The organism is Streptomyces sp. NPDC097107, from assembly GCF_044762405.1.
In the GTDB taxonomy this organism is placed as follows: Bacteria; Actinomycetota; Actinomycetes; order Streptomycetales; family Streptomycetaceae; genus Streptomyces; species Streptomyces thinghirensis.
In genome coordinates this window covers 507,703-533,205 of record NZ_JBIWEF010000002.1, presented here as the reverse complement: position 1 = coordinate 533,205, position 25,503 = coordinate 507,703, and the positions used below count along the sequence as shown (strand labels likewise).

20 protein-coding genes are annotated in these 25,503 nt (G+C 71.7%); 5 read left to right on the top strand and 15 right to left on the bottom strand.

What is annotated here, in order from left to right:
- Positions 1–74: 74 nt before the first annotated feature.
- The 6 genes from ACIQ1J_RS06190 to bldG all read right to left on the bottom strand — a co-directional run bounded on the left by ACIQ1J_RS06190 (position 75) and on the right by bldG (position 6,433).
- On the bottom strand, positions 75–272 hold the full coding sequence (locus ACIQ1J_RS06190) for a hypothetical protein (RefSeq protein WP_403554507.1): 198 nt from the start codon (positions 270–272) through the stop codon (positions 75–77).
- Positions 273–438: 166 nt separating this feature from the next.
- The gene (locus tag ACIQ1J_RS06185; RefSeq protein ID WP_403554505.1) at positions 439–1,956 is read right to left on the bottom strand and encodes a methyltransferase; all 1,518 of its coding nucleotides are present in this window, start codon (positions 1,954–1,956) and stop codon (positions 439–441) included.
- A gap of 49 nt (positions 1,957–2,005) precedes the next feature.
- Positions 2,006–2,596 carry a small secreted protein gene (locus tag ACIQ1J_RS06180; RefSeq protein ID WP_210964045.1) on the bottom strand — a complete coding sequence of 197 codons (591 nt, stop codon included), beginning with the start codon at positions 2,594–2,596 and terminating at the stop codon, positions 2,006–2,008.
- Between the two features lie 206 nt (positions 2,597–2,802).
- Positions 2,803–5,208: a sodium-translocating pyrophosphatase gene (locus tag ACIQ1J_RS06175; RefSeq protein WP_403554503.1), complete on the bottom strand. Its 2,406-nt coding sequence runs from the start codon at positions 5,206–5,208 to the stop codon at positions 2,803–2,805.
- Positions 5,209–5,553: 345 nt separating this feature from the next.
- Positions 5,554–5,985: an ATP-binding protein gene (locus ACIQ1J_RS06170; RefSeq protein ID WP_121748316.1), complete on the bottom strand. Its 432-nt coding sequence runs from the start codon at positions 5,983–5,985 to the stop codon at positions 5,554–5,556.
- Between the two features lie 106 nt (positions 5,986–6,091).
- Positions 6,092–6,433, bottom strand: coding sequence for an anti-sigma factor antagonist BldG (gene bldG / locus ACIQ1J_RS06165; RefSeq protein ID WP_003975386.1), 342 nt, complete (start codon positions 6,431–6,433; stop codon positions 6,092–6,094).
- A gap of 83 nt (positions 6,434–6,516) precedes the next feature.
- Here bldG and ACIQ1J_RS06160 point away from each other — a divergent pair, with 83 nt between their 5' ends.
- Positions 6,517–9,198, top strand: coding sequence for a DEAD/DEAH box helicase (locus ACIQ1J_RS06160; RefSeq protein ID WP_403554500.1), 2,682 nt, complete (start codon positions 6,517–6,519; stop codon positions 9,196–9,198).
- Between the two features lie 288 nt (positions 9,199–9,486).
- Here the strand turns inward: ACIQ1J_RS06160 and ACIQ1J_RS06155 are convergent, their stop codons facing one another.
- The 7 genes from ACIQ1J_RS06155 to ssd form a co-directional block, all read right to left on the bottom strand.
- Positions 9,487–9,999: an Rv3654c family TadE-like protein gene (locus ACIQ1J_RS06155; protein WP_403554498.1), complete on the bottom strand. Its 513-nt coding sequence runs from the start codon at positions 9,997–9,999 to the stop codon at positions 9,487–9,489.
- Positions 10,000–10,127: 128 nt separating this feature from the next.
- Positions 10,128–10,529: a TadE family type IV pilus minor pilin gene (locus ACIQ1J_RS06150; RefSeq protein ID WP_403554497.1), complete on the bottom strand. Its 402-nt coding sequence runs from the start codon at positions 10,527–10,529 to the stop codon at positions 10,128–10,130.
- Positions 10,516–10,728, bottom strand: coding sequence for a DUF4244 domain-containing protein (locus ACIQ1J_RS06145; protein WP_210964049.1), 213 nt, complete (start codon positions 10,726–10,728; stop codon positions 10,516–10,518). The genes ACIQ1J_RS06150 and ACIQ1J_RS06145 overlap by 14 nt, the downstream gene beginning before the upstream one ends.
- Before the next feature lie 95 nt (positions 10,729–10,823).
- Positions 10,824–11,618, bottom strand: a complete 795-nt coding sequence (locus tag ACIQ1J_RS06140; protein WP_403554495.1) for a type II secretion system F family protein — start codon at positions 11,616–11,618, stop codon at positions 10,824–10,826.
- Positions 11,615–12,490, bottom strand: a complete 876-nt coding sequence (locus ACIQ1J_RS06135) for a type II secretion system F family protein (RefSeq protein ID WP_403554493.1) — start codon at positions 12,488–12,490, stop codon at positions 11,615–11,617. The genes ACIQ1J_RS06140 and ACIQ1J_RS06135 overlap by 4 nt, the downstream gene beginning before the upstream one ends.
- Positions 12,487–13,659 (bottom strand): TadA family conjugal transfer-associated ATPase, encoded by a 1,173-nt coding sequence (locus ACIQ1J_RS06130; RefSeq protein ID WP_210964052.1) that lies wholly within the window; start codon positions 13,657–13,659, stop codon positions 12,487–12,489. The genes ACIQ1J_RS06135 and ACIQ1J_RS06130 overlap by 4 nt, the downstream gene beginning before the upstream one ends.
- Positions 13,660–13,913: 254 nt before the next feature.
- A complete protein-coding gene (gene ssd, locus ACIQ1J_RS06125) occupies positions 13,914–15,041 on the bottom strand; it encodes a septum site-determining protein Ssd (protein WP_403554491.1) in 1,128 nt (375 codons plus the stop codon).
- A 670-nt stretch (positions 15,042–15,711) separates the two neighbouring features.
- Between ssd and ACIQ1J_RS06120 the strand changes: the two genes are divergently transcribed.
- Positions 15,712–16,560: an HAD family hydrolase gene (locus tag ACIQ1J_RS06120; protein ID WP_403554489.1), complete on the top strand. Its 849-nt coding sequence runs from the start codon at positions 15,712–15,714 to the stop codon at positions 16,558–16,560.
- A gap of 392 nt (positions 16,561–16,952) precedes the next feature.
- Here the strand turns inward: ACIQ1J_RS06120 and ACIQ1J_RS06115 are convergent, their stop codons facing one another.
- The gene (locus ACIQ1J_RS06115; protein WP_403554487.1) at positions 16,953–17,774 is read right to left on the bottom strand and encodes an oxidoreductase; all 822 of its coding nucleotides are present in this window, start codon (positions 17,772–17,774) and stop codon (positions 16,953–16,955) included.
- Positions 17,775–17,885: 111 nt separating this feature from the next.
- Between ACIQ1J_RS06115 and ACIQ1J_RS06110 the strand changes: the two genes are divergently transcribed.
- Positions 17,886–18,866: an ATP-binding protein gene (locus ACIQ1J_RS06110; RefSeq protein ID WP_403554485.1), complete on the top strand. Its 981-nt coding sequence runs from the start codon at positions 17,886–17,888 to the stop codon at positions 18,864–18,866.
- Between the two features lie 29 nt (positions 18,867–18,895).
- Here ACIQ1J_RS06110 and ACIQ1J_RS06105 read toward each other — a convergent pair whose 3' ends face one another.
- On the bottom strand, positions 18,896–20,185 hold the full coding sequence (locus tag ACIQ1J_RS06105) for a hypothetical protein (protein WP_403554483.1): 1,290 nt from the start codon (positions 20,183–20,185) through the stop codon (positions 18,896–18,898).
- Positions 20,186–20,534: 349 nt separating this feature from the next.
- Between ACIQ1J_RS06105 and ACIQ1J_RS06100 the strand changes: the two genes are divergently transcribed.
- Positions 20,535–23,048 (top strand): SulP family inorganic anion transporter, encoded by a 2,514-nt coding sequence (locus tag ACIQ1J_RS06100; protein ID WP_403554481.1) that lies wholly within the window; start codon positions 20,535–20,537, stop codon positions 23,046–23,048.
- A gap of 265 nt (positions 23,049–23,313) precedes the next feature.
- On the top strand, positions 23,314–25,272 hold the full coding sequence (gene acs, locus ACIQ1J_RS06095; RefSeq protein WP_403554479.1) for an acetate--CoA ligase: 1,959 nt from the start codon (positions 23,314–23,316) through the stop codon (positions 25,270–25,272).
- Positions 25,273–25,503: the final 231 nt, after the last annotated feature.

Sequence of the window (25,503 nt, the reverse complement as noted above, 5' to 3'; positions counted from 1 at the left end):
CCTGATGCGGGTATCCGGAGCGCGATCCCCCGATTACTCGGGCGGGGGTGCGGCCGGGGGCCGGAACCGGCCTCTCACACGTGCGTCAGGCACCATGCCCCGAGGACCAGCGCGACCACGGCGGCCACGCTCGCGACGGTCGCCGATGCGACGGGGTTCACACCGTGCGCGACGGGCCGACCGTGCCGGACCCGCGTCGCGGTCCACATCAGCAGACCGGCCCCGAACAGGGCGAACACCATTCCCGCGAAGATCGCCGGCCCGCTCTCCATGGTCCCCGTGCCCCCTTTTCTCCAACCCGCGAGTGTCCAGCCTCCGGGAGGCTGTCACGCACGGGCGGCGGGCAGGCGAACCCCAGGTGAACGGGGAGCCGACGGACTCGCTGTGCCCCGGCCCGTGGCTCGTTTCTCCCGTACGGCAGCCTCCGCCGCCGCGTCTCTACGCCGGTTCGAGGAACCCCTGCTCCACCAGCAGCCGGATCTGGGCGGGCGTGCGGTCGCGCAGCGCCACCGGGTCCTCGCCCACCAGCTGGGCGATGGCGTCAAGGATGCGGCCCGCGCTCATGGTGCCGTCGCAGACGCCCGCGAAACCGGCGCCGACCGTGTCGACCCGGGTGGCCCGGCGCATGCCGCGGTTCTGGCGCAGGACGACGTGCTCCGGGTCCTCGGCGCCGGGCAGCCCGACCTGCTCCTGGACGACCTCGCCGGCCAGTGTGAAATGCGCCTCGAGGAGGGCGGCGTCGTCGTGGGCGCGCAGGTAGTCGACACGGTCGAAGTGCGCGCGCACCGTCTCGCCGAGCGGCTGCTCGATCGGGTGCGGCCACTCCTCGGTGGTGATCGAGGGCTCGGCGGCCCCGGTCCGGCGCAGGGCGATCCAGCCGAAGCCGACGGCTTTGACCTTGCGCGTCTCGAACTCGTCCAGCCACGCGTCGTACCGCGCCTGGTACTCGGCCGCGTCGGCACGGTGGTCGCCCGCGTCCCTGAGCCACAGCTCGGCGTACTGCGTGACGTCCTGCACCTCGCGCTGCACGATCCAGGCGTCGCAGCCGCGCGGCACCCAGGAGCGCAGCCGGTCCGTCCAGTCCTCCCCCTCCACGTGCTGCCAGTTGGCGAGGAAGTGCGCGAACCCGCCCTCGTTCAGGCGCTCCCCCGTCTGCTGAACGAGCGAGCGGCACAGATCGTCCCCGCCCATCCCGCCGTCGCGGTAGGTGAGGCGGGCGCCCGGCGAGATCACGAACGGCGGGTTGGAGACGATCAGGTCGTACGTCTCGTCGTCCTCGATCGACTCGTAGAGCGAGCCCTCGCGCAGATCGGCAGCCGGGGCGCCGGACAGGGCGAGCGTGAGCGCGGTGATGTGCAGCGCGCGCGGGTTGAGGTCGGTCGCCGTCACACGCGTGGCGTGCCGGGCGGCGTGCAGGGCCTGGATGCCGGAGCCGGTGCCGAGGTCGAGGGCGGCGGAGACGGGCGTACGGACGGTGAGGCCGGCCAGCGTCATGGAGGCGCCGCCGACGCCGAGGACGACGCCCTCGGCGCGGTTGCCGATGCCACCGGCGCCACCGACCGCGCAGCCCAGGTCGGAGACGATGAACCAGTCCCCGCCGCCGGGCCCGCCGTACGGCCGTACGTCCACGGTGGCCGCCACTTCGCCGTCGCCCGCGCGGACGAGCCACCCGCTCTCCAGGCAGGCGTCGACGGGCAGGACGCCGGACACGCGCGCGTGGAGCACCGGCTGCTGGAGCAGGAACAGCCGTACGAGCAGTTCGAGCGGCGTGTCGCCACGGGTGGCCCGCAGCGCGGGCACGGTCTCGCTGCGCGACAGCGCCGCGTAGGCGGGGGCGCCGAGCAGCTCCAGCAGTCCGTCGGCGGTGAAGGAGGCCCCGAGCAGGGCGTCCCGCAACCGGGCGGTGACGTCGGGGCGGTCGGCGGAGGGCAGGGGGGACAGGCTGGGGTTACTCACACCCCCATTGTGGCCCCGCGTCCCCCGCCCCGCCCCCGTGCGGCAGAGGTCAGCCGGCCGCGGCCGACGGCGTCACCGAGGCCGACTTGCAGCTCTCCTGCTTGGCCATCGCCTGGCCGACGTCGCCCTCCTCCAGGGTCTTCAGCGCGTCGTTGCCGCTCTTGCTGAGCTTGTTCAGCTCGGTGGCGATGTCCTTGAGGCCGTCGGCGAACTTCGCCTGGTCCTTGGTGTCGAGGTCCTCCACCTGCTTGCGCAGAGAGGCGTACGACGAGGAGAGGCCGTTCAGCTCGGTGACCGCGTCCTTCTGCTTCTTCTCGCCCTCGTCGACGTCCGGAGCCCCGGCCTTCTGGACGGCGCCGCCCATCGCCTTGTAGGCGTCGGACATGTCCTGGAACGCCTTCGCGTCGGTCTTCTGGACCTCTGCCGGCGTGCTGTTGTCCGAGGTCTCCTTCTGGATCGCCGCGTTGGCCGCCTCGATCTTCCTGGCCTGCGGCTGCACGGCGTCGCAGACCTCCTTGGCCCAGGAGTCCAGCTTGTCGTTGTCGTCGCTGCTGCTGCATCCCGTCAGCGCCAGTACCAGTACCGCACCGCCGGACAGTGCGGCCGCGAGCTTCTTGTTCACCGGATTGGTCCCTTCCATGGCTCTCGGCCCCGGAACATACACGCCGGATGGGGGACACTCGCAGGACGAACATCCATTAAGACCGTATTGCAGCCATTTGCACCAAGAGAGATAAGGCTCACGGTGACGGGCGCACGCACGCACGACGCGGGCGGGCGACGCGTCAACACGCGCCGTCCGCCCACTCCTTGACCCGCGCCTGTGGCGGGGCTCTCGGCTGAGACCTACGAAACCACCGCCGGATCGGCCGACTTGGGTTCCTGGTCGGTGTCGTCCTCGTCACCCATGGCGATTCCGCGCCGCTTGGACACGTAGACCGCCGCGGCGATGACGGCGAACGCGAGGACGGCGACCGCGACCCGTACGCCGATGCTCTTGTCGGCGCCGTAGGAGAACTTGATGACCGCCGGTGCGATGAGCAGCGCCACCAGGTTCATGACCTTCAGCAGGGGGTTGATCGCCGGGCCCGCGGTGTCCTTGAACGGGTCGCCGACGGTGTCCCCGATGACGGTGGCGGCGTGCGCCTCGCTGCCCTTGCCGCCGTGGTGGCCGTCCTCGACGAGTTTCTTGGCGTTGTCCCAGGAACCACCGGAGTTGGCGAGGAACACCGCCATCAGCGTGCCCGCGCCGATCGCGCCTGCCAGGAACGCTCCGAGCGCTCCCACACCGAGCGTGAACCCGATGAAGATGGGCGCCATGACGGCCAGCAGCCCGGGCGTGGCGAGTTCCCGCAGGGCGTCCCTGGTGCAGATGTCGACGACCTTGCCGTACTCCGGTTTCTCGGTGTAGTCCATGATTCCGGGACGCTCCCGGAACTGCCGTCGCACCTCGTAGACCACCGCGCCCGCCGACCGCGACACCGCGTTGATCGCCAGCCCCGAGAAGAGGAAGACGACCGCCGCGCCCGCGATGAGCCCGACCAGGTTGTTGGGCTGCGAGATGTCCATCATCAGGCTCATCGGCGCTCCCTCGCCGCTGAGTTTCTCGCCCACGTCCGCCGCGCCGGTGGTGATGGCGTCGCGGTACGACCCGAACAGGGCCGCCGCCGCGAGGACGGCGGTGGCGATGGCGATGCCCTTGGTGATGGCCTTGGTGGTGTTGCCGACCGCGTCCAGGTCGGTGAGCACCTGGGCGCCGGCGCCCTCCACGTCGCCGGACATCTCGGCGATGCCCTGCGCGTTGTCGGAGACCGGCCCGAAGGTGTCCATGGCGACGATCACACCGACCGTGGTGAGCAGGCCGGTGCCGGCCAGCGCCACCGCGAACAGCGCCAGCATGATCGACGTACCGCCGAGCAGGAAGGCCCCGTAGACGCCGAGGCCGATCAACAGGGCGGTGTAGACGGCGGATTCGAGACCGAGGGAGATACCGGCGAGGATGACGGTGGCGGGCCCCGTGAGCGAGCTCTTGCCGATGTCCTTGACGGGGCGCCGCGTGGTCTCGGTGAAGTAGCCGGTGAGCTGCTGGATCAGGGCGGCGAGCACGATGCCGATCGCCACCGCGACGAGCGCGAGGATCCGCGGGTCGCCGTCCCGGCCGGCGATCGCCGCGTCGGTGACGCCGTCCAGCTCCGAGTACTTCCCGGGCAGGTAGACGAAGACGGCCACCGCCACCAGCACCAGCGAGATCACCGCGGAGATGAAGAAGCCCCGGTTGATCGCGCTCATGCCGCTGCGGTCGGACCGCCTGGGCGCCACCGCGAAGATGCCGATCATGGCCGTGACCACGCCGATCGCCGGGACCAGCAGCGGGAACGCCAGCCCCGCGTCGCCGAAGGCCACCTTGCCGAGGATCAGCGCGGCCACCAGGGTCACGGCGTACGACTCGAAGAGGTCGGCCGCCATGCCCGCGCAGTCGCCGACGTTGTCGCCCACGTTGTCGGCGATGGTCGCGGCATTGCGCGGATCGTCCTCCGGGATGCCCTTCTCGACCTTGCCGACCAGGTCGGCGCCGACGTCGGCGGCCTTGGTGAAGATGCCGCCGCCGACTCGCATGAACATCGCGATCAGCGCGGCACCGAGGCCGAAGCCCTCCAGCACCTTCGGCGCGTCGGCCGCGTACACCAGCACCACGCAGCAGGCGCCCAGCAGGCCGAGCCCCACCGTGAACATGCCGACCACGCCGCCCGTGCGAAATGCGATCTTCGTAGCTTTGTGCGAGACGAGGGTGAGATCCTTTTCCGGTTCGCCGGGGGCCGGTGTCGCTTCCCGCGCCGCCGCGGCGACGCGCACATTGCTGCGTACGGCGAGCCACATGCCGATGTAGCCGGTGGCCGCCGAGAACGCCGCGCCGATCAGGAAGAAGATCGAACGTCCGGCCCGTTGATTCCAGTCGTCCGCGGGCAGCAGCATGAGCAGAAAGAACACGACGCCGGCGAATACGCCGAGCGTTCGAAGCTGCCTGGCCAGATAGGCGTTCGCGCCTTCCTGGATGGCCGCCGCGATCTTCTTCATGCTGTCGGTTCCCTCGCCCGCCGCGAGTACCTGGCGCACCAGGACACCCGCGAGCACCAGCGCGGCCAGCGCGACGACCGCGATGACCGCGACCAGAGCGCGGTTCGAGTCGGTCAGCACAGCGGCTGCGATGGTCGAGGTATCGCCCAACTGATGAGGGGTGGAAAGCTCCGCCATTCGTCCTCCTTGACGCTTGGGCTGAGCTCAAGATGTGGACGGGATTGTAGGTACCGGAACCTGATCAAAACAGTGCACGACAAAAAGAATTGGCCTGTCAACCACAAGGGACCCAGAAGCAGTAATGCCCTTCCGGCATTAACACTGTGATCCTTTTCCCGCGCGATTGCTCGCACGATTGATCGCGCGACTGCTCGTGAATGAATTCACTTAACGCCCGCTCGGCACCACTGTATGGGTGGATCTCGGCTTCCGCACATGACGAAGGGCCCTACGAGGTAGGGCCCTTCGGGTGAAACGGGTGAAACGGGTGAGGCGGGTGGCTTCGGGTGACGGAAGTGGGTGTCAGAGCGGCGGCAGCACCGCCGGCGCGGTCGGCCAGGTCATGCGGATCAGTCCGCCGTCCTCGCCGGCCGTGACCTCCACGTCGTCGACGAGTCCGCTGATGACCGCGAGACCCATCTCGTCCTCCTCGGCCTCCAGTGCGTCGGCGGCGGTGCCCGGGTTTCCGGCCCCGGGTACCGCGTGCGGCGCCTCGTCGCCGACCTCGATGGAGAACTGCTTCTCCTCCTCGATCAGCGACACCTTGACCGGCGCCGTGATGCCGACGTGCTGATGCAGGCCCACAGCCCGGGTGCAGGCCTCGCCGACGGCGAGCCTGACCTCGTCGAGGACGGCCTCGTCCACTCCGGCCCTGCGTGCCACCGCCGCCGCCACCAGACGGGCGGTGCGGACATGCTCGGGCAGCGCGCTGAAACGGAGTTCAACGGTGGCCATGCATCCCCCTCGGAACTACGGGCGTGCTTTCGAGGGTCCGGGCTGCGGACAGCCCGGACCCCCCTTGTTCTCTTGCCGCCCCGGGCTCAAAGCCCGGAGCCGGTCGTCAGTCGGTGGCCGCCACCGCTTCCTCGACCGAGGTGTGAATGGGGAACACCTTGGTGAGGCCGGTGATACGGAAGATCTTGAGAATGCGCTCCTGGTTGCAGACCAGGCGCAGCGAGCCCTCATGGGCACGCACCCGCTTCAGTCCGCCGACCAGCACGCCGAGCCCGGTGGAGTCGAGGAAGTCCACGCCCTCCATGTCGACGACGAGGTGGAAACTCCCGTCGTTCACGAGCTCGACCAGCTGCTCTCGCAGCTTGGGCGCGGTGTATACGTCAATTTCGCCACCGACCTCGACGACCGTACGATCGCCGACGGTACGGGTCGACAGGGACAGGTCCACGGATCCTCCAGCACCTTGCTATCGAGCGGGTCGCCCTTCGGGACACCTCGGCTTGAAGCCCCCAGGACGGTTCGCCAGCCGCGATGGCATTCAATCACTTACCGGCAGGCGTGCACGACGCCTTGGTCCCATTGTCCGTCACGCCGGTGACAGACTCGGTGCCGATGGCCAAGAATCACCGACCCGATCGACCCCCGGCGGAGCCCGGCTCCAGGCCGGAACCGGGCATGCTCCTGGACCGGCTCGCCGCGGGACCGAGCCGGGCTGCGCGCATCACTCATACGGAGCACTTGCCCCCGCGTGCGGGCCGTCATGCCGTCTGGCCGGACCGGATTCGACCGGAGGTCCTCGCGGCGGTGCGGGCCGCGGGCATCGAACACCCCTGGGCCCACCAGGCACGCGTGGCGGAGCACGCCCTGGACGGCGACTCGGTGGTCGTCGCCACGGGCACCGCGTCCGGCAAGTCCCTGGCGTATCTGGTGCCGGTGCTGTCGACGCTGCTGGACGGATCCGAGGCCCCCAACGGGCGTGGCGCCACCGCCCTCTACCTGGCTCCGACCAAGGCGCTGGCCGCCGACCAGTGCCGGTCCGTGAAGGAACTTTCACACCCTCTGGGCACATCCGTGCGGACCGCGGTCTACGACGGCGACACGCCGTTCGAGGAACGCGAGTGGATCCGCCAGTACGGCACCTACGTGCTGACCAACCCGGACATGCTGCACCGGGGCATCCTGCCGTCCCACGCCCGCTGGTCCTCCTTCCTGAAGTCGCTGAAGTACGTCGTCATCGACGAGTGCCACACCTACCGGGGGGTCTTCGGCTCCCATGTCGCCCAGGTGCTTCGCAGATTGCGCCGACTGTGTGCGCGCTACGGCGCGTCGCCCGTGTTCCTGCTCGCCTCCGCCACCTCCGCCGAGCCCTCGGTCGCGGCCGGCCGGCTCACCGGGCTGCCGGTGGTCGAGGTCGCCGACGACGCCTCACCTCGCGGTGAACTGGTGTTCGCCCTCTGGGAGCCGCCGCTGACCGAGCTGGAGGGCGAGAAGGGTGCGCCGGTCCGCCGCACGGCCACCGCCGAGGCCGCCGACCTGCTCACCGACCTCACCGTGCAGGGGATGCGCTCGATCACCTTCGTACGCTCCCGGCGTGGCGCCGAGCTGATCTCGGTGATCGCCAAGGAACGTCTGGCCGAGGTCGACCGCTCGCTGCCCCGGCGCGTGGCGGCGTACCGGGGCGGCTACCTCCCCGAGGAACGCCGCGCCCTGGAACGTGCCCTGCACTCCGGTGAGCTCCTCGGCCTCGCGGCGACGAACGCCCTCGAACTCGGCCTCGACATCTCCGGCCTGGACGCCGTGGTGATCGCCGGCTACCCGGGCACCCGGGCGTCGCTGTGGCAGCAGGCGGGCCGGGCGGGGCGGTCCGGGCAGGGCGCCCTCGCGGTGCTGGTGGCCCGCGACGATCCGCTGGACACCTTCCTCGTCCACCACCCCGAGGCCCTGTTCGACCAGCCCGTGGAGTCCACGGTCCTCGACCCCGACAACCCGTACGTCCTCGCCCCCCACCTGTGCGCGGCGGCGGCCGAGCTGCCCCTGACCGACGACGACCTGACGTTGTTCGGCCCCGCCTGCGAGGAGTTGCTTCCCCAGCTGGAGGCGGCCAGGCTGCTGCGCCGCCGGACGCGGGCCTGGCACTGGACGCGCCGGGAGAGGGCCGCCGACCTGACCGACATCCGCGGAGAGGGCGGCCGGCCGGTCCAGGTCGTCGAGGCCGGGACGGGCCGGCTGCTGGGCACGGTGGACGCCGGAGCCGCCCACACGACGGTCCACGAAAGCGCCGTACACCTCCACCAGGGCCGCACGTATCTCGTCCGCTCCCTCGACCTGGAGGACTCCGTCGCGCTGGTCGAGGAGGCCACACCCGCCTACTCGACGATCGCCCGCGACACGACGGCGATCTCGGTCCTGGAGACCGACATCGAGGTCCCCTGGGGCGACGGGCGCCTGTGCTACGGCTCCGTCGAGGTCACCAACCAAGTGGTCTCCTTCCTGCGCCGGCGCCTCATCACCGGCGAGGTCCTGGGTGAGACGAAGCTCGACCTCCCTCCGCGGACGCTGCGCACCCGCGCGGTGTGGTGGACGGTCACCGAGGACCAGCTGGACGCGGCCCGGATCAACCCGGAGATCCTCGGCGGAGCCCTGCACGCCGCCGAACACGCCTCGATCGGCATGCTGCCCCTGTTCGCGACCTGTGACCGCTGGGACATCGGCGGCGTGTCGGTCCCCCTGCACCCCGACACGCTCCTCCCGACGGTCTTCGTCTACGACGGCCACCCGGGCGGCGCGGGCTTCGCCGAGCGCGCCTTCCACACGGCCCGCGAGTGGCTCACCGCCACCCGGGAGGCCATCGCCTCCTGCGAGTGCGACGCCGGCTGCCCGTCCTGCATCCAGTCCCCCAAGTGCGGCAACGGCAACGAGCCACTGCACAAGCGGGGGGCCGTACGGCTGCTCACGGTGCTGTTGCGGGGCGCTGCGGAGGGGGAGGCTGGCCGAGGCGCGGGAGCGAGGGCGGATGCGGGGACGGGCCCAGGTCCGGGGACGGGCCCAGGTCCGGGGACGGGCCCGGATCCGGGGACGGGTCCAGATCCAGGGACGCGCCCAGATCCAGGGGCGGGCCCGGATCGGGGGACGGGCCCAGATCCGGGGACGGGCCCAGATTCGGAGGTGGGACCCGCCACCGGTACGGAGGCGGCCGGTACGGAGGCCGGGTAGGCGGAACGTCTGCCGTGAGCCCTCTCGTCGGGGCGCCGGTCGCCGGGAGGCCAGCCGGCGGGACACCGGCCGCGGGGACGCCGGGCGCCGGGAGGCCAGCCGGCAGGACACCGGCCGCGGGGACGCCGGGCGCCGGGAGGCCAGCCGGCAGGACACCGGCCGCGGGGCCCCAGCCTGCGGGACACCCGTCTGCGGGACGACCTCCACCGGGACACCCCCAGCAGGACCCCCGTCTCCGTGATCCCACCCAGCGGAACACTCATCCCCAGGGCTCCCTTCCCCGAGTCGTCACCACTTGCCGTCACCACCCAGCGAGATGCCCTCCCTCGGGACAGCCCCCAGCGGGGCGCCGGTCCCCGGTACGTCCGTCGCCGGACCCGCTCTCGCCCGGACCTCCGCCGCGAACGGCCCTCGGCCCGACGCCGCCGTCACGTCCGAGACCTGGCCGGTGAGGACGCACCGCACCAGCCGCGCCCCCTGGGCTCGCGCGACCCGGTCCGCCCTGGCACACGCGGCGGTGCCGCCCCGTGCCCAGTGGTCCGCCGCCGCGAGCGCCGCCAGATCGGCGCCGCCGGCCGCGCGATGCCGGGCCACGACGGCCTGCCCCAGGGCCAGCACGATGCCGAACACCAGGCACAGAACGGCGACGGCGCCTACGCTCCAGACCGTTGCGGACCCTGTGTCGGATCCGCCTCCGAAGCCGGAACCGGTGCCGCAGCAAGAGCCAGTGTCCGAGCCGGACCCAGCGCCCGAGGCAGAACCGGAGCCCGAGCCGGAACCGGAGGCAGAGCCCGAGCCCAAGCCGGAGCCCAAGCCGGAGCCGGAGCCCGAGCCCGAGCCGGGACCGGGACCGGAGCCCGAGCCAGCCCCCAAGCCCGCGCCCGCGCCCGCGCACCGGCCGGCCGCCGGCCGGAGCAGGACACCGCCCCTCATGGCCCCGCCCCCACCGTCCGCTCCACCGAAGCCACGGCCTCCTCCCGGACCTCGAAGGGCAGCCCGTGCAACGCCGGTGGTTCGGCCACCACGGTCACGCGGACCTGGCCCGCCTCCCGGCTGACCGTGACCCGTGCCCCGCGCGGTGCCGCCCCTTTCGTGACCTCGGCGACCGCGTCGGCCGGATCCTGACGAGCCGCCGCGCGGGCGCCCGTCCGGGCCGCGTCCACGCACTGGATCTGAGCGGCCACCACGAGCAGCCCGTAGACCAGCGCCATCGCGAACACCACCAGCACCGGCAGCACCACGGCCGTCTCCGCCGTCACGAACCCCTTGTCGGAGCGGCCGACGAAGCCTGCGCGGGCTCCCGCCCTCGCTGCCCGCTCACATCCGCGCATCGAGTGCCTGCTTCACGATTCCCTGCAGCTCCGCGCTGACCGCGCCGCTCGTCACCACCTTGTAGAGGACCACGGCGAACGCCACCGCCGCGACGATCCCCATCGCGTACTCCGAAGTGACCATCCCCGCGTCCCGCCGCGCCATCCGTACTGCTCCGCGCACCAGGGCACTCAGCCGTGCCCGTACCGCCTCATACATCGCAACCCCCGTAAGGTCCGTTCCCGTTGTCACTTGCTCGTCCGTCGTCGGTCACTCACTCGCGGGCCCGGCGCCCGCCCGCCCTCTCCGTTCCGTCAGCCGCCACCTCCGTCTCCCAGCGCCTCGCCCGCGAGCCCGAACACCACCGGCAGTACGCCCACCGCGATGAACGCGGGCAGGAAGCACAGCCCCACCGGCGCGGTGACCATGACGGCCGCCCGGCGGGCCCGGGCGGCCGTGGCGCGGCCCCAGTCGGCACGGGCCTGGGCGGCGAGCCCGGCGACCGGGCCGGCCGCGGGCAGGCCGGACACGTCGGCCCGTTCCAGCAGCCGCGCCAGCGGCCCGGCGCCCGGAAGCGCGGCCAGGCCGCGCCAGGAACCGCCCGGTTCGCCGCCCAGCCGGACCTCGGCGGCGCCGCGCCCCAACGCGTCTCCGACGGGTCCGCCGAGGGCGTCGCCCACCGCCTGGGCCGCGGCCACCGGTCCGGCGCCCGCCGCGATGCAGGCGGCCAGCAGATCGGCCGCCAACGGCATCTGGCGGGCGGCTTCCGCGGCAACGGTCTCCGCCGCGGCCGTACCGGAGGCCGCCCGTCGGGAGCACCAACGCCACAACGCTGCCGCGCCCAGCAGGCCCACCACGACTCCGGCACCGCCCCCGACCAGGGCCCAGCCGGCCCCCACCGTTCCCACCAGCGGCAGCCATCCGCGCACGGCGCCCAGCACCTGGGCGCTTCGTGGGACGGTGCGGGCCGGTCGCGGGGTCAGCAGCGCGGTGAGCCGCCTGCGTACCGTCCGCTCCCGCCGCGCGGCCCCCACCGCGCGCGCCAGCCACCCGGCTACCAGTACCGTCCCCACCACTGCCCCCAGCCTGTGGACAACGTCCCCGTTCACGACTCCGCCCCCGCCGACCGCACGATCCGCGTCACCCACCACACGCCCAGGCCCTCCAGAACCCCGCCGACCAGCAGACAACCCAGCCCGGGTCCGGTGTGCAGCAGTACGTGCAGCGGATCGGCCCCAAGGGCGAAGCCGAGCAGGAGGCCCAGGACCGGCAGGCCGGCGAGCATCACCGCCGTGGCGCGAGCGCCCGCCAGCTGGGCTCGCAGGTCGGAGCGCTGGTCCCGCTCGGCACGCAGTGCGCCCTCCAGCCGATCGAGCCCGGCCGCCAGCCCGGCGCCCTGGTCCACGGCGACCCGCCAGCACGCCGCGAGCCCCCGCAGTCCCTCGGCACCCGGCTGCCGGGCCGCCGCCGCGAGCGCCCCCGGGACGTCCCCGCCGAACCGGGCCGCCGCCAGCACCGCGGCCTGCGCTTCACCGAGCCCTCCGGAGTCGTGGGCGGCGCACAGCAGCGCCTCGCCCGGCTGCCGCCCCGCGCGCACCTCCCCGGCGAGCGCCCCGCACAGCGCGATCACCCCGCCCTGCCGGTGCTCCCGGGCCCGCCTCGCCCGGCCGGCCAGCCGTGCCCGCCGCAGCATCGGCACCCCGGCCGCCCCCGCGACGACCGGCAGCACCGAACTGCCCAGCACCGCCAGCAGCAGCCCCGCCGCGAACGACCACCACTCGGGCCGCAGCCGGCCACGGACACGCCGCAGCCCGTCCGTCAACCGGCGCAGTGCGGGCGGCCCGGTGCCGGCCGCCACGCCGTCGCCGAGCACCAGGCGTGCACGCCGTACCCCGGAGTGCCACCCACTCCCGGCCGGCCACGCCGCCGCCCCCAGACACACCAGCGCCACGCCCGTCGACAGCTCAACCGTCCCCGTCACCTGTGCGCCTCCCGTCCAACGGCTCGCATGTCCAGCCCGTCACCGCGGAGCAGCTCCCGCAGCCGCTCCCACCCGCGCTCGGCCACGAAGGCCTCCGCTCCCCACCGCAGCGCCGGCACCGTCCGCACCAGCCCCGACGGGTCGCGCTCCAGTACGTGCACCTCGGCGATCCGGCGTCGTCCGGCCCTGTCCCGTACCAAGTGCAGGACCACCGAAAGGGCCGCCGCGAGCTGGCTGTGCAGGGCCGCCCGGTCGAGGCCCGCGGCCGTACCGAGCGCCTCCAGCCGGGCCGGTACGTCGGCGGCGGCGTTGGCGTGCACCGTTCCGCAGCCGCCCTCGTGGCCGGTGTTCAACGCCGCGAGCAGATGGACCACTTCGGGCCCGCGCACCTCGCCGACGACCAGCCGGTCCGGTCGCATGCGCAGCGCCTGCCGCACCAGGTCCTCCAGGGTCACCAGGCCCGCGGCCTCCTGGTTGGCGGGTCTGGTCTCCAGGCGGACCACGTGCGGATGGTCCGGCCGCAGCTCCGCCGAGTCCTCGGCGAGCACGATGCGCTCGTCCGGTCCGACGAGCCCGAGCAGCGCGCTCAGCAGCGTCGTCTTGCCGCTGCCGGTGCCGCCGCTGACGAGGAAGGACAGCCGTGCTCCCAGCAGCGCGCGCAGTACCCGGTCACCGCCGGGCGGCACGGTGCCGGCCGCCGCGAGTTCGTCGAGGGTGAACGCGCGCGGCCGTACCACCCGTAGCGACAGGCATGTGCAGCCGACGGCGACCGGAGGCAGTACCGCGTGCAGCCGGGTGCCGTCGGGCAGCCGGGCGTCCACCCACGGCCGGGCGTCGTCCAGTCGGCGCCCGGCGACAGTGGCGAGGCGCTGCGCGAGCCGGCGTACCGCACCGGCGTCCGGGAAGGAGACCGGCGTCAGCTCAAGGCCGCCGCCCCGGTCCACCCAGACCCGGTCCGGGGCGGACACCAGTACGTCGGTCACCGACGGGTCGGCGAGCAGCGGTTCCAGTGGCCCGCTGCCGACCAGTTCCGACCTGAGCTGATCGGCGGCACCGAGGATCTCTGCGTCCCCGAGCACCCGCCCCTGCTCCCGCAGGGCCTGTGCCACCCGCGCGGGCGTCGGTTCGGCCCCGCTCTCGGCAAGCCACCGCCGGACACCGTCGAGCATCCCGGCGGCCGGGCCCGGCCCCCTTCCGGAAGGAGCCGTCGACGTCCGCCCGGAAGCCGCCCCCGACAGCCGGCCAACGGCCGGACCGGCAGCCCCCCGGAGGGTCATCCCCGCAGGCACACCGAGGGTCATTCCCGTGAACCCCGCGCCCGGAGTCCCGCCAGGCACCCCCGCACCCACCTCTACCCGCCTCTCAGCCCTCACCGCGCCGGCCCGCCCGCCACCAGCCGCCCTCTCAGGCCCCGTCAGCGCCCTCATGCGTCCCCTCCCGTCTCCACCAGCGCCCGCTCCCAGAACTCCCTGCAGAAGCGCGCGAGCGGCCCGCGTGCGGACGCGCCCGGGGGGCGCCTGGCCTCGGTGGCGCGCAGGAGGCCGGACTCGACGGGCACCTCGCCGGCCAGGGGCAGTCCGAGCAGCCGGGCCACCTCGCGGTCGTCGAGTCCGGAGGCGTACGGCCCGCGTACCGCGACCCGGAGGTCGCGCAGGACCATGCCGACCGCGGCGGCCACCCGGCCTGCCGCCGCGACGGCCCGCAGTTCGGCGGGGACGACGAGGAGTCCGACGTCGAGCTGGGCGAGGGCCTCGGCGACGCCGTCGTCGATCCGGCGCGGCAGGTCGACGACGACCGTGCCGCCCCGGCGCCTGGCCGCCGCCAGCACCGCCCGTACGGCCTGGGGAGGCACCGTGACGCAGTCGCCCCGGTCCCAGCTGAGCACCCGCAGCGAGTGCAGTTCGGGCAGCGACTCCTCCAGGGCGCCGCCGCCGACCCGCCCCCGCGAGGCCGCGAACGCGGGCCACCTGAGCCCCTCGGCCGTCTCCCCGCCGAGGAGTACGTCGAGGCCGCCGCCCAGCGGGTCGGCGTCCACCAGGAGGCTGCGCAGCCCCTCTCGTGCGGAGCTGACGGCGAGTGCGCAGGCCAGCGTGGACGCTCCGGCGCCGCCTCGGCCGCCGATGACGCCGACGGTGAGTGCGGGCCGGCCGACGCCCTCGGCGACGTCGGCGATGCGGTCGACCAGCCACTGTTCGCCGTCGGGCAGCATCAGGACGTGGTCGGCGCCGATCTCGACGGCCCGCTGCCAGACGCCTGAATCGTCCTGGTCACGGCCCACGAGGACCACGCCTCGTCTCCGCACGGCGGCCCCGCCTGCACGTCGCGCGGCGTCGTCGCCGACGAGGACGAGCGGTGCGGCTTCCCAGCCGCCCCGCGGTCGGGAGGCAGAGGCCGCCGAGGGCACCGAGTGGTGTACCTCCGGCGTGGCGCCGGCCGCCGCGCACAGGCGCAGCAGGTCGTCGAGGAGTTCGGTGTCCTCGGTGACGATCAGTGGTCCGCTCTGCCGCCCTCCGGCGGCGGGCGGCGGATCATGAGTGATGGTTCCGGTCATGGCTTGTGTCCCCCTTCGCCGCGGCTCCCGCGGTCGCGCCCGACTTCTGTGTCCTCGCGCAGCCCTTGCGGCTCCGCGTTTCCCAACCGTGTGGAGAACCGGCAATCGGTCCCCACTTGAACGGCCGACGTGAACGCCCGACTCGGCCACCGACTTGTGCATCGGCTTGAACGTCGGCCGGCCCCGGCCATTCGCATCCGGCAAACGGAACCGACCGTGGAAGTCGGCGCGGCCCGGACGCATGGGAATCACGGTGCAGGGATCCGGAAAATCGTGTGGATCTTGGGCAAAAACTGTGGACAACTCAACGATTGTGAATATCGCGTCACTCAAACCGGTGAGTTCGAAGGTGCGCCACTCCATCCCGCGTACGACTCCCGCAGAGCAGTCCGGCGACTACACTGCGTAGTGAATCATGCACATGACATACCATCGCGGGTCGGCGCCGCCACAACCCGAAAACGGGGGCGGGGGGAGAGGAAAAACCCATCCGGACATGCGACGACCCCCGCCGGGGGGGAGAGCGGGGGTCGTCTCCACGGCCGACTCGGGGGGGGAGGAGTCGGACCGGGTTAGCACGGTCGCGAACGATCCGTGACTTCCATGGTGTACCCGAGAGCCATCTCAGGCAAACCCACGCGCCACACCTTACGCCGAATGGGCTGCGCCTATGCTCGGGGACGTGGAAAACCACTCCTTGCCGCACTCCATGCCCCGCACAGCCGCCTTCTTTGACCTGGACAAGACGGTCATTGCGAAGTCGAGCACACTCACGTTCAGCAAGTCGTTCTACCAAGGCGGGCTGATCAACCGCAGGGCGGTCTTGCGTACCGCATATGCCCAGTTCGTCTTCCTGGCGGGCGGAGCCGACCACGACCAGATGGAGCGGATGCGCGAGTACCTCTCCGCGCTGTGCCGCGGCTGGAACGTCCAGCTGGTCAAGGAACTCGTCGCCGAGACCCTGCACGACCTGATCGACCCGATCATCTACGACGAGGCCGCCTCCCTGATCGAGGAGCACCACACCGCCGGCCGCGACGTCGTGATCGTCTCCACGTCGGGCGCCGAGGTCGTCGAGCCGATCGGGGAGCTGCTCGGCGCGGACCGGGTGGTGGCGACCCGCATGATCGTGGGTGACGACGGCTGCTTCACCGGAGAGGTGGAGTACTACGCGTACGGCCCGACCAAGGCCGAGGCGATCCAGGAGCTGGCCAAGTCCGAGGGGTACGACCTGACCCGCTGCTACGCCTACAGCGACTCGGCGACCGACCTGCCGATGCTGGAGTCCGTCGGACATCCGCACGCGGTGAACCCGGACCGTGCCCTGCGCCGCGAGGCACTCGCGCGCGAGTGGCCGATTCTCGATTTCCACCGTCCGGTACGCCTCAAGCGGCGTATCCGCGGTTTCTACGTACCGCCGCGTCCGGCGCTCGTCGCCGCTGCCGCGATAGGCGCCGCGGCGGCCACCGCGGGCCTCGTCTGGTACGCGAGCCGACGGCGGTCCGCGGCGGCGGCCTGAACCGCCGACCCGGATGCGCCCTTTCACCCGCGTATGAGCGCAAAAGTAAAGAAGTGCGGTCGGCACTTCCGCTTGCTCCGGGGCAGGAGTACAAAGGAATCAACGGCCCGCGAGACCAGGGACATCCGAAAGGATCACCTCAAGGACGCATTTGGCCCCACGGACCGAGCATGAACATCGGGCACCCACGCGACGTCGACCCGTCGATTACGGGCCAGCCGCACCAGGTGACGGGCAAAGTTCCCGACCTGATGGGCAACACATCGAGGACGCCTGGTAACCCGATGGTCATGCCAGCGGCGGTACGAGCACTCGTACCGCCGCATTTCTCCGTTCGGAGCGCCTCTCGTACGCCTCGCGTGTGACTTTCGGGCGCCTCTCCCGCCGTCCTCCTACGCCGCCCCGCGCTGGAGCGCCTCGCACACCGCGGTCGACTCGCGCGCGCCCAGTTCGACCGCCCGGCCGCAGTGGGCGATCCAGGCGGCCATGCCCTGCGGGGTCCCGGAGACGTAGCCGTCGAGCGCCGCCAAGTAGGCCGCGCGGCCCAGCTCGGCATGGCCGACCTCGGCCGGACAGGCCGACTTCGGGTCCAGACCGCTGTTGATCAGAACGATGCGCTCGGCCGCGCGCGCGACCAGGCCGTTGTGCGTCGTGAAGGGACGCAGTGCCAGGAGCTCGCCGTGCACTACGGCCGCCGTCACCAGAGCAGGCGCGGACCCGCCCGCCATGACCAGCGCGGCCAGGCCGTCCAGACGGCCGTGCGCCTCCTCGGCGCCGGGCAGCGGCAGCTCCACGAGCGGTTCGTCGACCGCCTCACCCTCCTGGCGGGGCCGTCCCACCTGGTCGGCCTTGTCCGCGGCCGCCACCAGGTGCAGCCGGGCCAGGACCCGCAGCGGGGACTGCCGCCAGATGGACAGCAACTGCCCCGCCTCGGCGGTCAGCCGCAGGGCCGCACCCACCGCACGCGCCTCGTCACCACTGAAGTCGGTCCGCCTGCGCACCTCCTCCAGGGCCCAGTCCGCCCCGGACAGCGCCGCCGAGCCCCGGGCGGCGCGCAGGGCCGCCTCGGAGGTGATCTCGTTGCTGCGGCGCCGCATGATCCGGTGGCCGTAGACCCGGTCCACGGCCTTGCGTACGGACTCCACGGACTCGGCCACGCCGGGCAGTGCGCCCAGGGCCGCGAGCGGATCGGCGGTCGCGCCTGTCGTACTCATGAGTACGACCCTACGCATCCTCGCGCCACACCCCACGAACGAGTGGTCTTCTTCACGTGGCTGCGGCCTCCCGTGCCACCGATGGCTATCACCCAACTACGCTTGGTGAACATGAAAATTGCTTTCGTCGGGAAGGGCGGCAGCGGCAAGACCACCCTGTCCTCCCTGTTCGTCCGCCATCTCGCCGCCACCGGGGCACCCGTCGTCGCCATCGACGCCGACATCAACCAGCACCTGGGGGCCGCGCTGGGGCTCGACGAGGCGGAGGCGGCCGCTCTGCCCGCGATGGGCGAGCACCTCCCGCTGATCAAGGACCACCTGCGCGGCACCAACCGGCGCATCGCCTCCGCCGAAAAGATGATCAAAACCACCCCGCCCGGCGAGGGATCGCGCCTGCTGCGGGTACGCGAGGACAACCCGGTCTACGACGCCTGCGCCCGGCCGGTGGAACTGGACGGCGAGACCGTCCGCTTGATGGTCACCGGGCCCTTCACGGACGCCGACCTGGGTGTCGCCTGCTATCACTCCAAGACGGGAGCGGTGGAGCTGTGCCTGAACCACCTGGTCGACGGCCGTGACGAGTACGTCGTGGTCGACATGACCGCCGGCTCGGACTCGTTCGCCTCCGGCATGTTCACCCGCTTCGACATCACGTTCCTCGTCGCCGAGCCGACGCGGAAGGGGGTCTCCGTCTACCGCCAGTACAAGGAGTACGCCCGCGACTTCGGCGTCGCCCTGAAGGTCGTCGGCAACAAGGTGCAGGGGCCGGACGACCTCGACTTCCTCCGTGAACAGGTCGGCGACGACCTGCTGGTGACCGTCGGGCACTCGGACTGGGTGCGCGCCATGGAGAAGGGCCGGCCGCCTCTGTTCGAGCTTCTGGAGGACGCCAACCGCCGTGCGCTCAGCGACCTGCACACGGCCGCCGACGCGACGTACGAGCTGCGGGACCAGGAGCGCTACACGCGCCAGATGGTCCACTTCCACGTGAAGAACGCCCGCAGCTGGGGCAACGAACGCACCGGGGCCGACCTGGTGGCGCAGGTCGACCCCGGGTTCGTGCTGGGCGAGGGCGTCGTCACCCCGGCGTGACGGCGCCCTGACCGTTCCGGCCGTCTCGGCTACTGCCTGGCGGCCGGCGCGCCGGGCACGCCCTTCGGCGCCGGCGCGGGGGCGGCCGAGAGGAATGACGCCCAGCCCTTCTTCGGGGCCTCACCGACATCCAGGGTGCGCAGCTTCTTCAGGACCTTCGGGTCCTGGGCGTCCAGCCAGTCCACGAGCTGCCGGAAGGAGACGCAGCGCACCTCGCCCTTGGTGCACACCCCCTCGATGACCTCCTCGATGGCACGCATGTAGGTGCCGCCGTTCCAGGACTCGAAGTGGTTGCCGATGATCAGAGGTGCGCGGTTGCCGTCGTAGGCCCGCCGGAAGCCCTGGAGCAGGCCGTCGCGCATCTGGTCGCCCCAGAACTCGTGCTTGGCCGGGTCGCCCTGGGTGGTGGTGCCCGACTGGTTGACCATGAAGTTGTAGTCCATGGTGAGCTGCTCGAAGGTGTGCCCGGGGAACGGCACGAGCTGCATCGACAGGTCCCACAGCTCCTGCTTCTTCTTCGGCCAGACCTGGTTGTTCACGCCGCTGCTGTCGTAGCGGAAGCCCATCTCAGCGGCGGCCCGCACGAAGTTCTTCTGGCCCTCCAGGCACGGGGTGCGTGCGCCGATCAGCTCCTTGTCGTAGTCGAAGGGCAGGGGTGCCGCGTTCTTCGCCCCGGTGTTGGTCTTCCAGGTCTTGACGAACTGCTTGGCCTGGTCGATCTCGTCCTTCCACTCCTCGACGGACCACTCGCCGACCCCACCGCCGGGGCCGCAGAAGTGGCCGTTGAAGTGGGTGCCGATCTCGTTGCCCTCCAGCCACGCCAGCCGCAGTTGCTTGACGGTGTCGGCGATGCCCTGCTCGTCGTTGAAGCCGATGTCGGAGCGGCCCGGGGAGTGCTGCGGCGGCCGGTACAGGTCCCGCTTCTCCTTCGGCAGCATGTACACGCCGCTCAGGAAGTACGTCATCGTCGTGTTGTTCTCCTTGGCCACTTCACGGAAGTGGGAGAACAGCTTCTGACCGTCCTCGCCCGCGCCGTCCCAGGAGAACACCACGAACTGCGGGGGCTTCTGGCCTGGCTTGAGGCGTTCGGGGCGGGGCAGGTGCGGCTGGGCTCCGGTGTACGCGGTGGAACCGTCGCCGATGAGCCGGACCGCGTTCTTGGGCGCCGGTGCCGCTTTCCCCTTCTCCTTCTCCTTCTGCGGACCGTTCGTCCCTTCACCGGAACCGTTACTGCTGCCGATCGCGCAACCGGCGAGCGACGCGGCGCAGACCGCGGCGGCGATCGCGGTGCGCGCGGCGATCCTCTGGGTGGCGGCCATGTTCCGCCCACCTTCTTCCTTCTCTCGGGCCAACGCCGACGAGGGCGATGTCGGGTGCTGAGCCGGGACGTGCCGTCAGCGCCGTCAAGGTGGCACGCATGCGAGAAGGAATTAGTACGACAAGCCGAAGAAAAGACTGATTCACCTGCTTGAGCGGCCTATTACGCCATTTGCGGGAAAAGTCTATGCCTCTTCTTTACCCTGAATTACGATCTGTTTACAGAGCGCAACAAGCGAGCGCTCGGGCATCCCGCCGCTGTACGCCGTGACCCACGGCCGCGAACCGCCCCCGTCCAGCGGGGGACCGACCATGACCGCGACCGCGCAGCCCCGGAGGAGACGGGAAAACATGTCTGCCTGCGTCCCCGCCCGTGCCGATTCGGCCCCTACCGAACACGTCCATCCACCGCACAGCCCGCCGCCCGGCGGCCCTCGGCGCTTCCGTGTCGCGGGTGCCGACCTGTCGGCCTCGATCGCCGTCTTCCTGATCGCCCTGCCCCTCTCTCTCGGCATCGCCCTCGCCACCGGCGCCCCCCTCCAGGCCGGCCTCGTCGCCGCCGCCGTGGGCGGGATCGTCGTCGGCTGGCTCGGCGGCTGCCCGCTCCAGGTCAGCGGCCCGGCCGCCGGACTCACCGTGGTCACCGCCGACCTCATCGTGCGCTACGGATGGCGCACCACCTGCGCCATCACCGTGTTCGCCGGCCTCGCCCAGCTGGGTCTCGGCTGTCTGCGCGTGGCGCGTTCCGCGCTCGCCGTCAGCCCCGCCATCGTGCACGGCATGCTCGCCGGCATCGGCGTCACCATCGCCGTCGCCCAGTTGCACATCGTCCTCGGCGGCACCCCGCAGAGTTCCGTGCCCGACAACCTGCGGGCCCTGCCCGCCCAGCTGGCGAGCCCCAGACCGGCCGACCTCGCGGTGAGCGTGCTGACCCTGTCCCTGCTGCTGCTCTGGCCGCGGGTACCCGGGCGGGCCGGCCGGCTCCTGGGCAAGCTCCCCGCCGCCCTGATCGCCGTCGCCGGAGCCACCGTGGTCGCGGCCCTCGCCGGGCTCCGCCTGCCCAAGGTCGACCTGCCGTCCTGGAGCAGCCACGCCTTGGCCACGCTGCCCGAGGGCCCGGTGCTGGGACTCGTCGCGGCCGTCCTCACGACCACGCTGGTGTGCAGTGTGCAGTCCCTGCTCGGCGCGGTCGCCGTGGACAAGCTGGTCGCCGCCCGGCCCGGCCCGACCGGCCGCGTCAAGCGCTCCGACCTCGACCGCGAGCTGCTCGGACAGGGCGCCGCCAACATCGTCTCCGGGTCGCTCGGCGGACTGCCCATCGCCGGTGTGGCCGTGCGCAGTTCCGCCAATGTGGCCGCGGGCGCCGTCAGCCGGAACTCCACGATGCTGCACGGCGTTCTCGTAGTGATCGCCGCACTGCTGCTGGTCCCGGCCCTGGAGCTCATCCCGCTCGCCGCGCTGGCCTCCCTGGTCATGGCCGTCGGCCTCAAGATGGTCTCGTTGAACCACATCCGCACGGTGACCCGCCACCGTGAGGTTCTGGTCTACGCGGTCACCACCTGCGGCGTGGTGTTCTTCGGTGTCCTGGAGGGCGTCGCGCTGGGCATCGCCGTGGCCGTCGGCGTCGCCCTGCACCGCCTGACCCGCACCCGGATCACGCACGACGAGTCGGAAGGAGTCCATCACGTACATGTCCGAGGCCAGTTGACGTTCCTCGCGGTGCCGAGGCTCAGCCGGGTCCTGCACCACGTCCCCCAGGGTGCGCATGCCGTAGTGGAGTTGGACGGCTCGTTCATGGACCACGCGGCGTACGAGACACTGCAGGACTGGCAGAGGACGCACACCGCGCAGGGCGGCTCCGTCGACATCACCGGCCGCCGGCCCGGCACCCGTATCTCCGAACCGGCCGACCTGGACGGCTGCCGCTGCCGCCCCTGGACGCCCTGGCGCAATCACCAGTGCGAACCCCAGCGGCCGGCACCCCCGCAGTCGGCGCCCCCGCCCGGCACGGACCGGCAGGACGCCACCGGAGAGAACGCCGACGCGGCGACCGGTCCGAGCGGGCCCAACGGAGCCAACGGAGCCAACGGATCAGCCGGACGGCCCGACGCGCCCGGGACGAGCGGCAAGACCGGCAGAAAGGGCACAACCGGCAGGCTCGACGCGCCCAACAGACCGAACAGCCCCAACGGGCCCAGCGGACGGGAACTGGCCCGCGGCATCAGCGCGTTCCAGCGCAACACCGCCCCGCTGGTGCGCGGTGAGCTGGCCCGGCTGGCTCGCGAGGGGCAGCAGCCCTCTCAGCTGTTCCTGACCTGCGCCGACTCGCGGGTGGTCACATCGATGATCACCTCCAGCGGCCCCGGTGACCTCTTCGTCGTGCGCAACGTGGGCAATCTCGTGCCGCTGCCCTGCGAGGAGAGCGGCGACGACTCGGTGGCCGCCGCGATCGAGTACGCGGTGGACATCCTGAAGGTGCGGTCCATCACGGTGTGCGGGCACTCCGGTTGCGGGGCCATGCAGGCGCTGCTCAGCGCCGAGCCCGGGGGCGCGCAGACCCCGCTCAAGCGGTGGCTGCGGCACGCGCTGCCGAGCCTGGAACGCATGGCGGAGGACGAGACGTCCCGGCCCCGTCTGGCCGGACGCCGGTCCGCCGACGCGGCCGAGCAGCTCTGCCTGGCCAACGTGGTCCAGCAGTTGGAGCACCTGCGCGCCCACGACGCGGTGTCCCGGGCACTGGGCGCGGGCGACCTGGAGCTGCACGGCATGTACTTCCACGTGGGCGAGGCCCAGGCGTACCTGCTCTCCGAGGACTCCGGGGCCGGAGTGTTCGAGCTGGTGCTGGAGACCGACCTGACCGCCTGAGCTACACGGCGGGCCGAGGCGCGGGGAGTGTGAGCGGTCTTACAGACCCTGAACCCCGCGCCGTCGGCGTCCGTGGGTACGGGTGACCACTGGCCACGAAGGCAGACGAGCGCCAGACAGGTCTAAACCAATTGCCCGTCGACCCTTGTCACCGGCCCCCCGGGTCTGATGAGCTGTGGCCTGGGACACAACGGACAACCCTGAGAATGGGAGATGTCGTGAGCAACGAATCCTTGGCCAACCTGCTGAGGGAGGAGATGGGACAGTGAGCGAGAATTCCTCCCTCTCCAACCTGCTCAAGGAAGAGCGCAGGTTCGCGCCCCCCGCCGACCTGGCCGCGAACGCCAACGTCACGGCGGAGGCGTACGAACAGGCCAAGGCCGACCGGCTCGGCTTCTGGGCCGAGCAGGCCCGCCGGCTGAGCTGGGCCGAGGAGCCGACCGAGACCCTGGACTGGTCGAACCCGCCGTTCGCCAAGTGGTTCAAGGACGGCAAGCTCAACGTCGCCCACAACTGCGTGGACCGGCACGTGGAGGCCGGGAACGGCGACCGGGTCGCCATCCACTTCGAGGGCGAGCCCGGCGACAGCCGCGCCATCACCTACGCCCAGCTCAAGGACGAGGTCTCCAAGGCGGCCAACGCCCTGCTGGAGCTGGGCGTGCAGAAGGGCGACCGGGTCGCCGTCTACATGCCGATGATCCCGGAGACGGCGATCGCGATGCTGGCCTGCGCCCGGATCGGCGCCGCCCACTCGGTGGTCTTCGGCGGCTTCTCCGCGGACGCCCTCGCCACCCGCATCCAGGACGCCGACGCCCGCGTCGTCATCACCGCCGACGGCGGCTACCGGCGCGGCAAGCCGTCCGCGCTCAAGCCGGCCGTCGACGAGGCCGTCGAGCGCGCGGGCATCGTCGAGCACGTGCTCGTCGTCCGCCGCACCGGCCAGGAGGTCGCCTGGGACGACTCCCGCGACAAGTGGTGGCACGAGACCGTCGAGGGGCAGTCCGCCGAGCACACGCCGGAGGCGTTCGAGGCGGAGCACCCGCTGTTCATCCTGTACACGTCCGGTACGACGGGTAAGCCCAAGGGCATCCTGCACACCTCCGGCGGCTACCTCACGCAGACGGCGTACACGCACTGGGCGATCTTCGACCTCAAGCCGGAGACCGACGTCTACTGGTGCACCGCCGACGTCGGCTGGGTCACCGGCCACTCGTACATCGTCTACGGCCCGCTCGCCAACGGCGCGACGCAGGTCATGTACGAGGGCACCCCGGACACCCCGCACCAGGGCCGCTTCTGGGAGATCGTGCAGAAGTACAAGGTCTCCATCCTCTACACCGCGCCCACCGCGATCCGGACGTTCATGAAGTGGGGCGACGACATCCCCGCGAAGTTCGACCTGTCGTCCCTGCGCGTCCTCGGATCGGTCGGCGAGCCGATCAACCCCGAGGCGTGGATCTGGTACCGCAAGAACATCGGCGCCGACGCCACCCCGGTCGTCGACACCTGGTGGCAGACCGAGACCGGCGCGATGATGATCACGCCGCTGCCGGGCGTCACGGAGGCCAAGCCGGGCTCCGCCCAGCGCGCGCTGCCCGGTATCTCCGCCACCGTCATCGACGACGAGGCCAACGAGGTGCCGAACGGCGGTGGCGGCTACCTGGTCCTCACCGAACCGTGGCCGTCGATGCTGCGCACCATCTGGGGCGACGACCAGCGGTTCATCGACACGTACTGGTCGCGCTTCGAAGGCAAGTACTTCGCGGGTGACGGCGCCAAGAAGGACGACGACGGCGACATCTGGCTGCTGGGCCGCGTGGACGACGTGATGCTCGTCTCCGGGCACAACATCTCCACCACCGAGGTCGAGTCGGCCCTCGTCTCCCACCCGTCGGTCGCCGAGGCGGCCGTGGTCGGCGCGGCGGACGAAACGACCGGGCAGGCCATCGTGGCCTTCGTGATCCTGCGCGGCACGGCCGCGGAGACCGAGACCCTGGTCGGCGAGCTGCGCAACCACGTCGGCGCCGCCCTCGGCCCGATCGCCAAGCCCAAGCGGATCCTGCCGGTGGCCGAGCTGCCCAAGACCCGCTCCGGCAAGATCATGCGGCGCCTGCTGCGCGACGTGGCGGAGAACCGGCAGCTCGGGGATGTCACCACCCTGACCGACTCCACCGTCATGGATCTCATCCAGACGAAGCTCCCGGCGGCGTCCAGCGAGGACTGAACCGCCCGCTCCGAGGGCACCCGGCGAGAACCGCACCGGGTGCCCTTTTCGCATGGAGTGCCCCGTTACGCACCGTCACGGAGATCACCCGGCACCCTCGCCGCAGTTTAGGTAGGGTAATGAAAGCGTAAGAGAGTCAACAAGATCCTCGAAGTCAAGATCCTCGAAGGCCCCTCGAAGATCCTCATGGTGTGCCGGGAAGTCTGGTCGGCAAGCGTTTCGTGCTGCCCA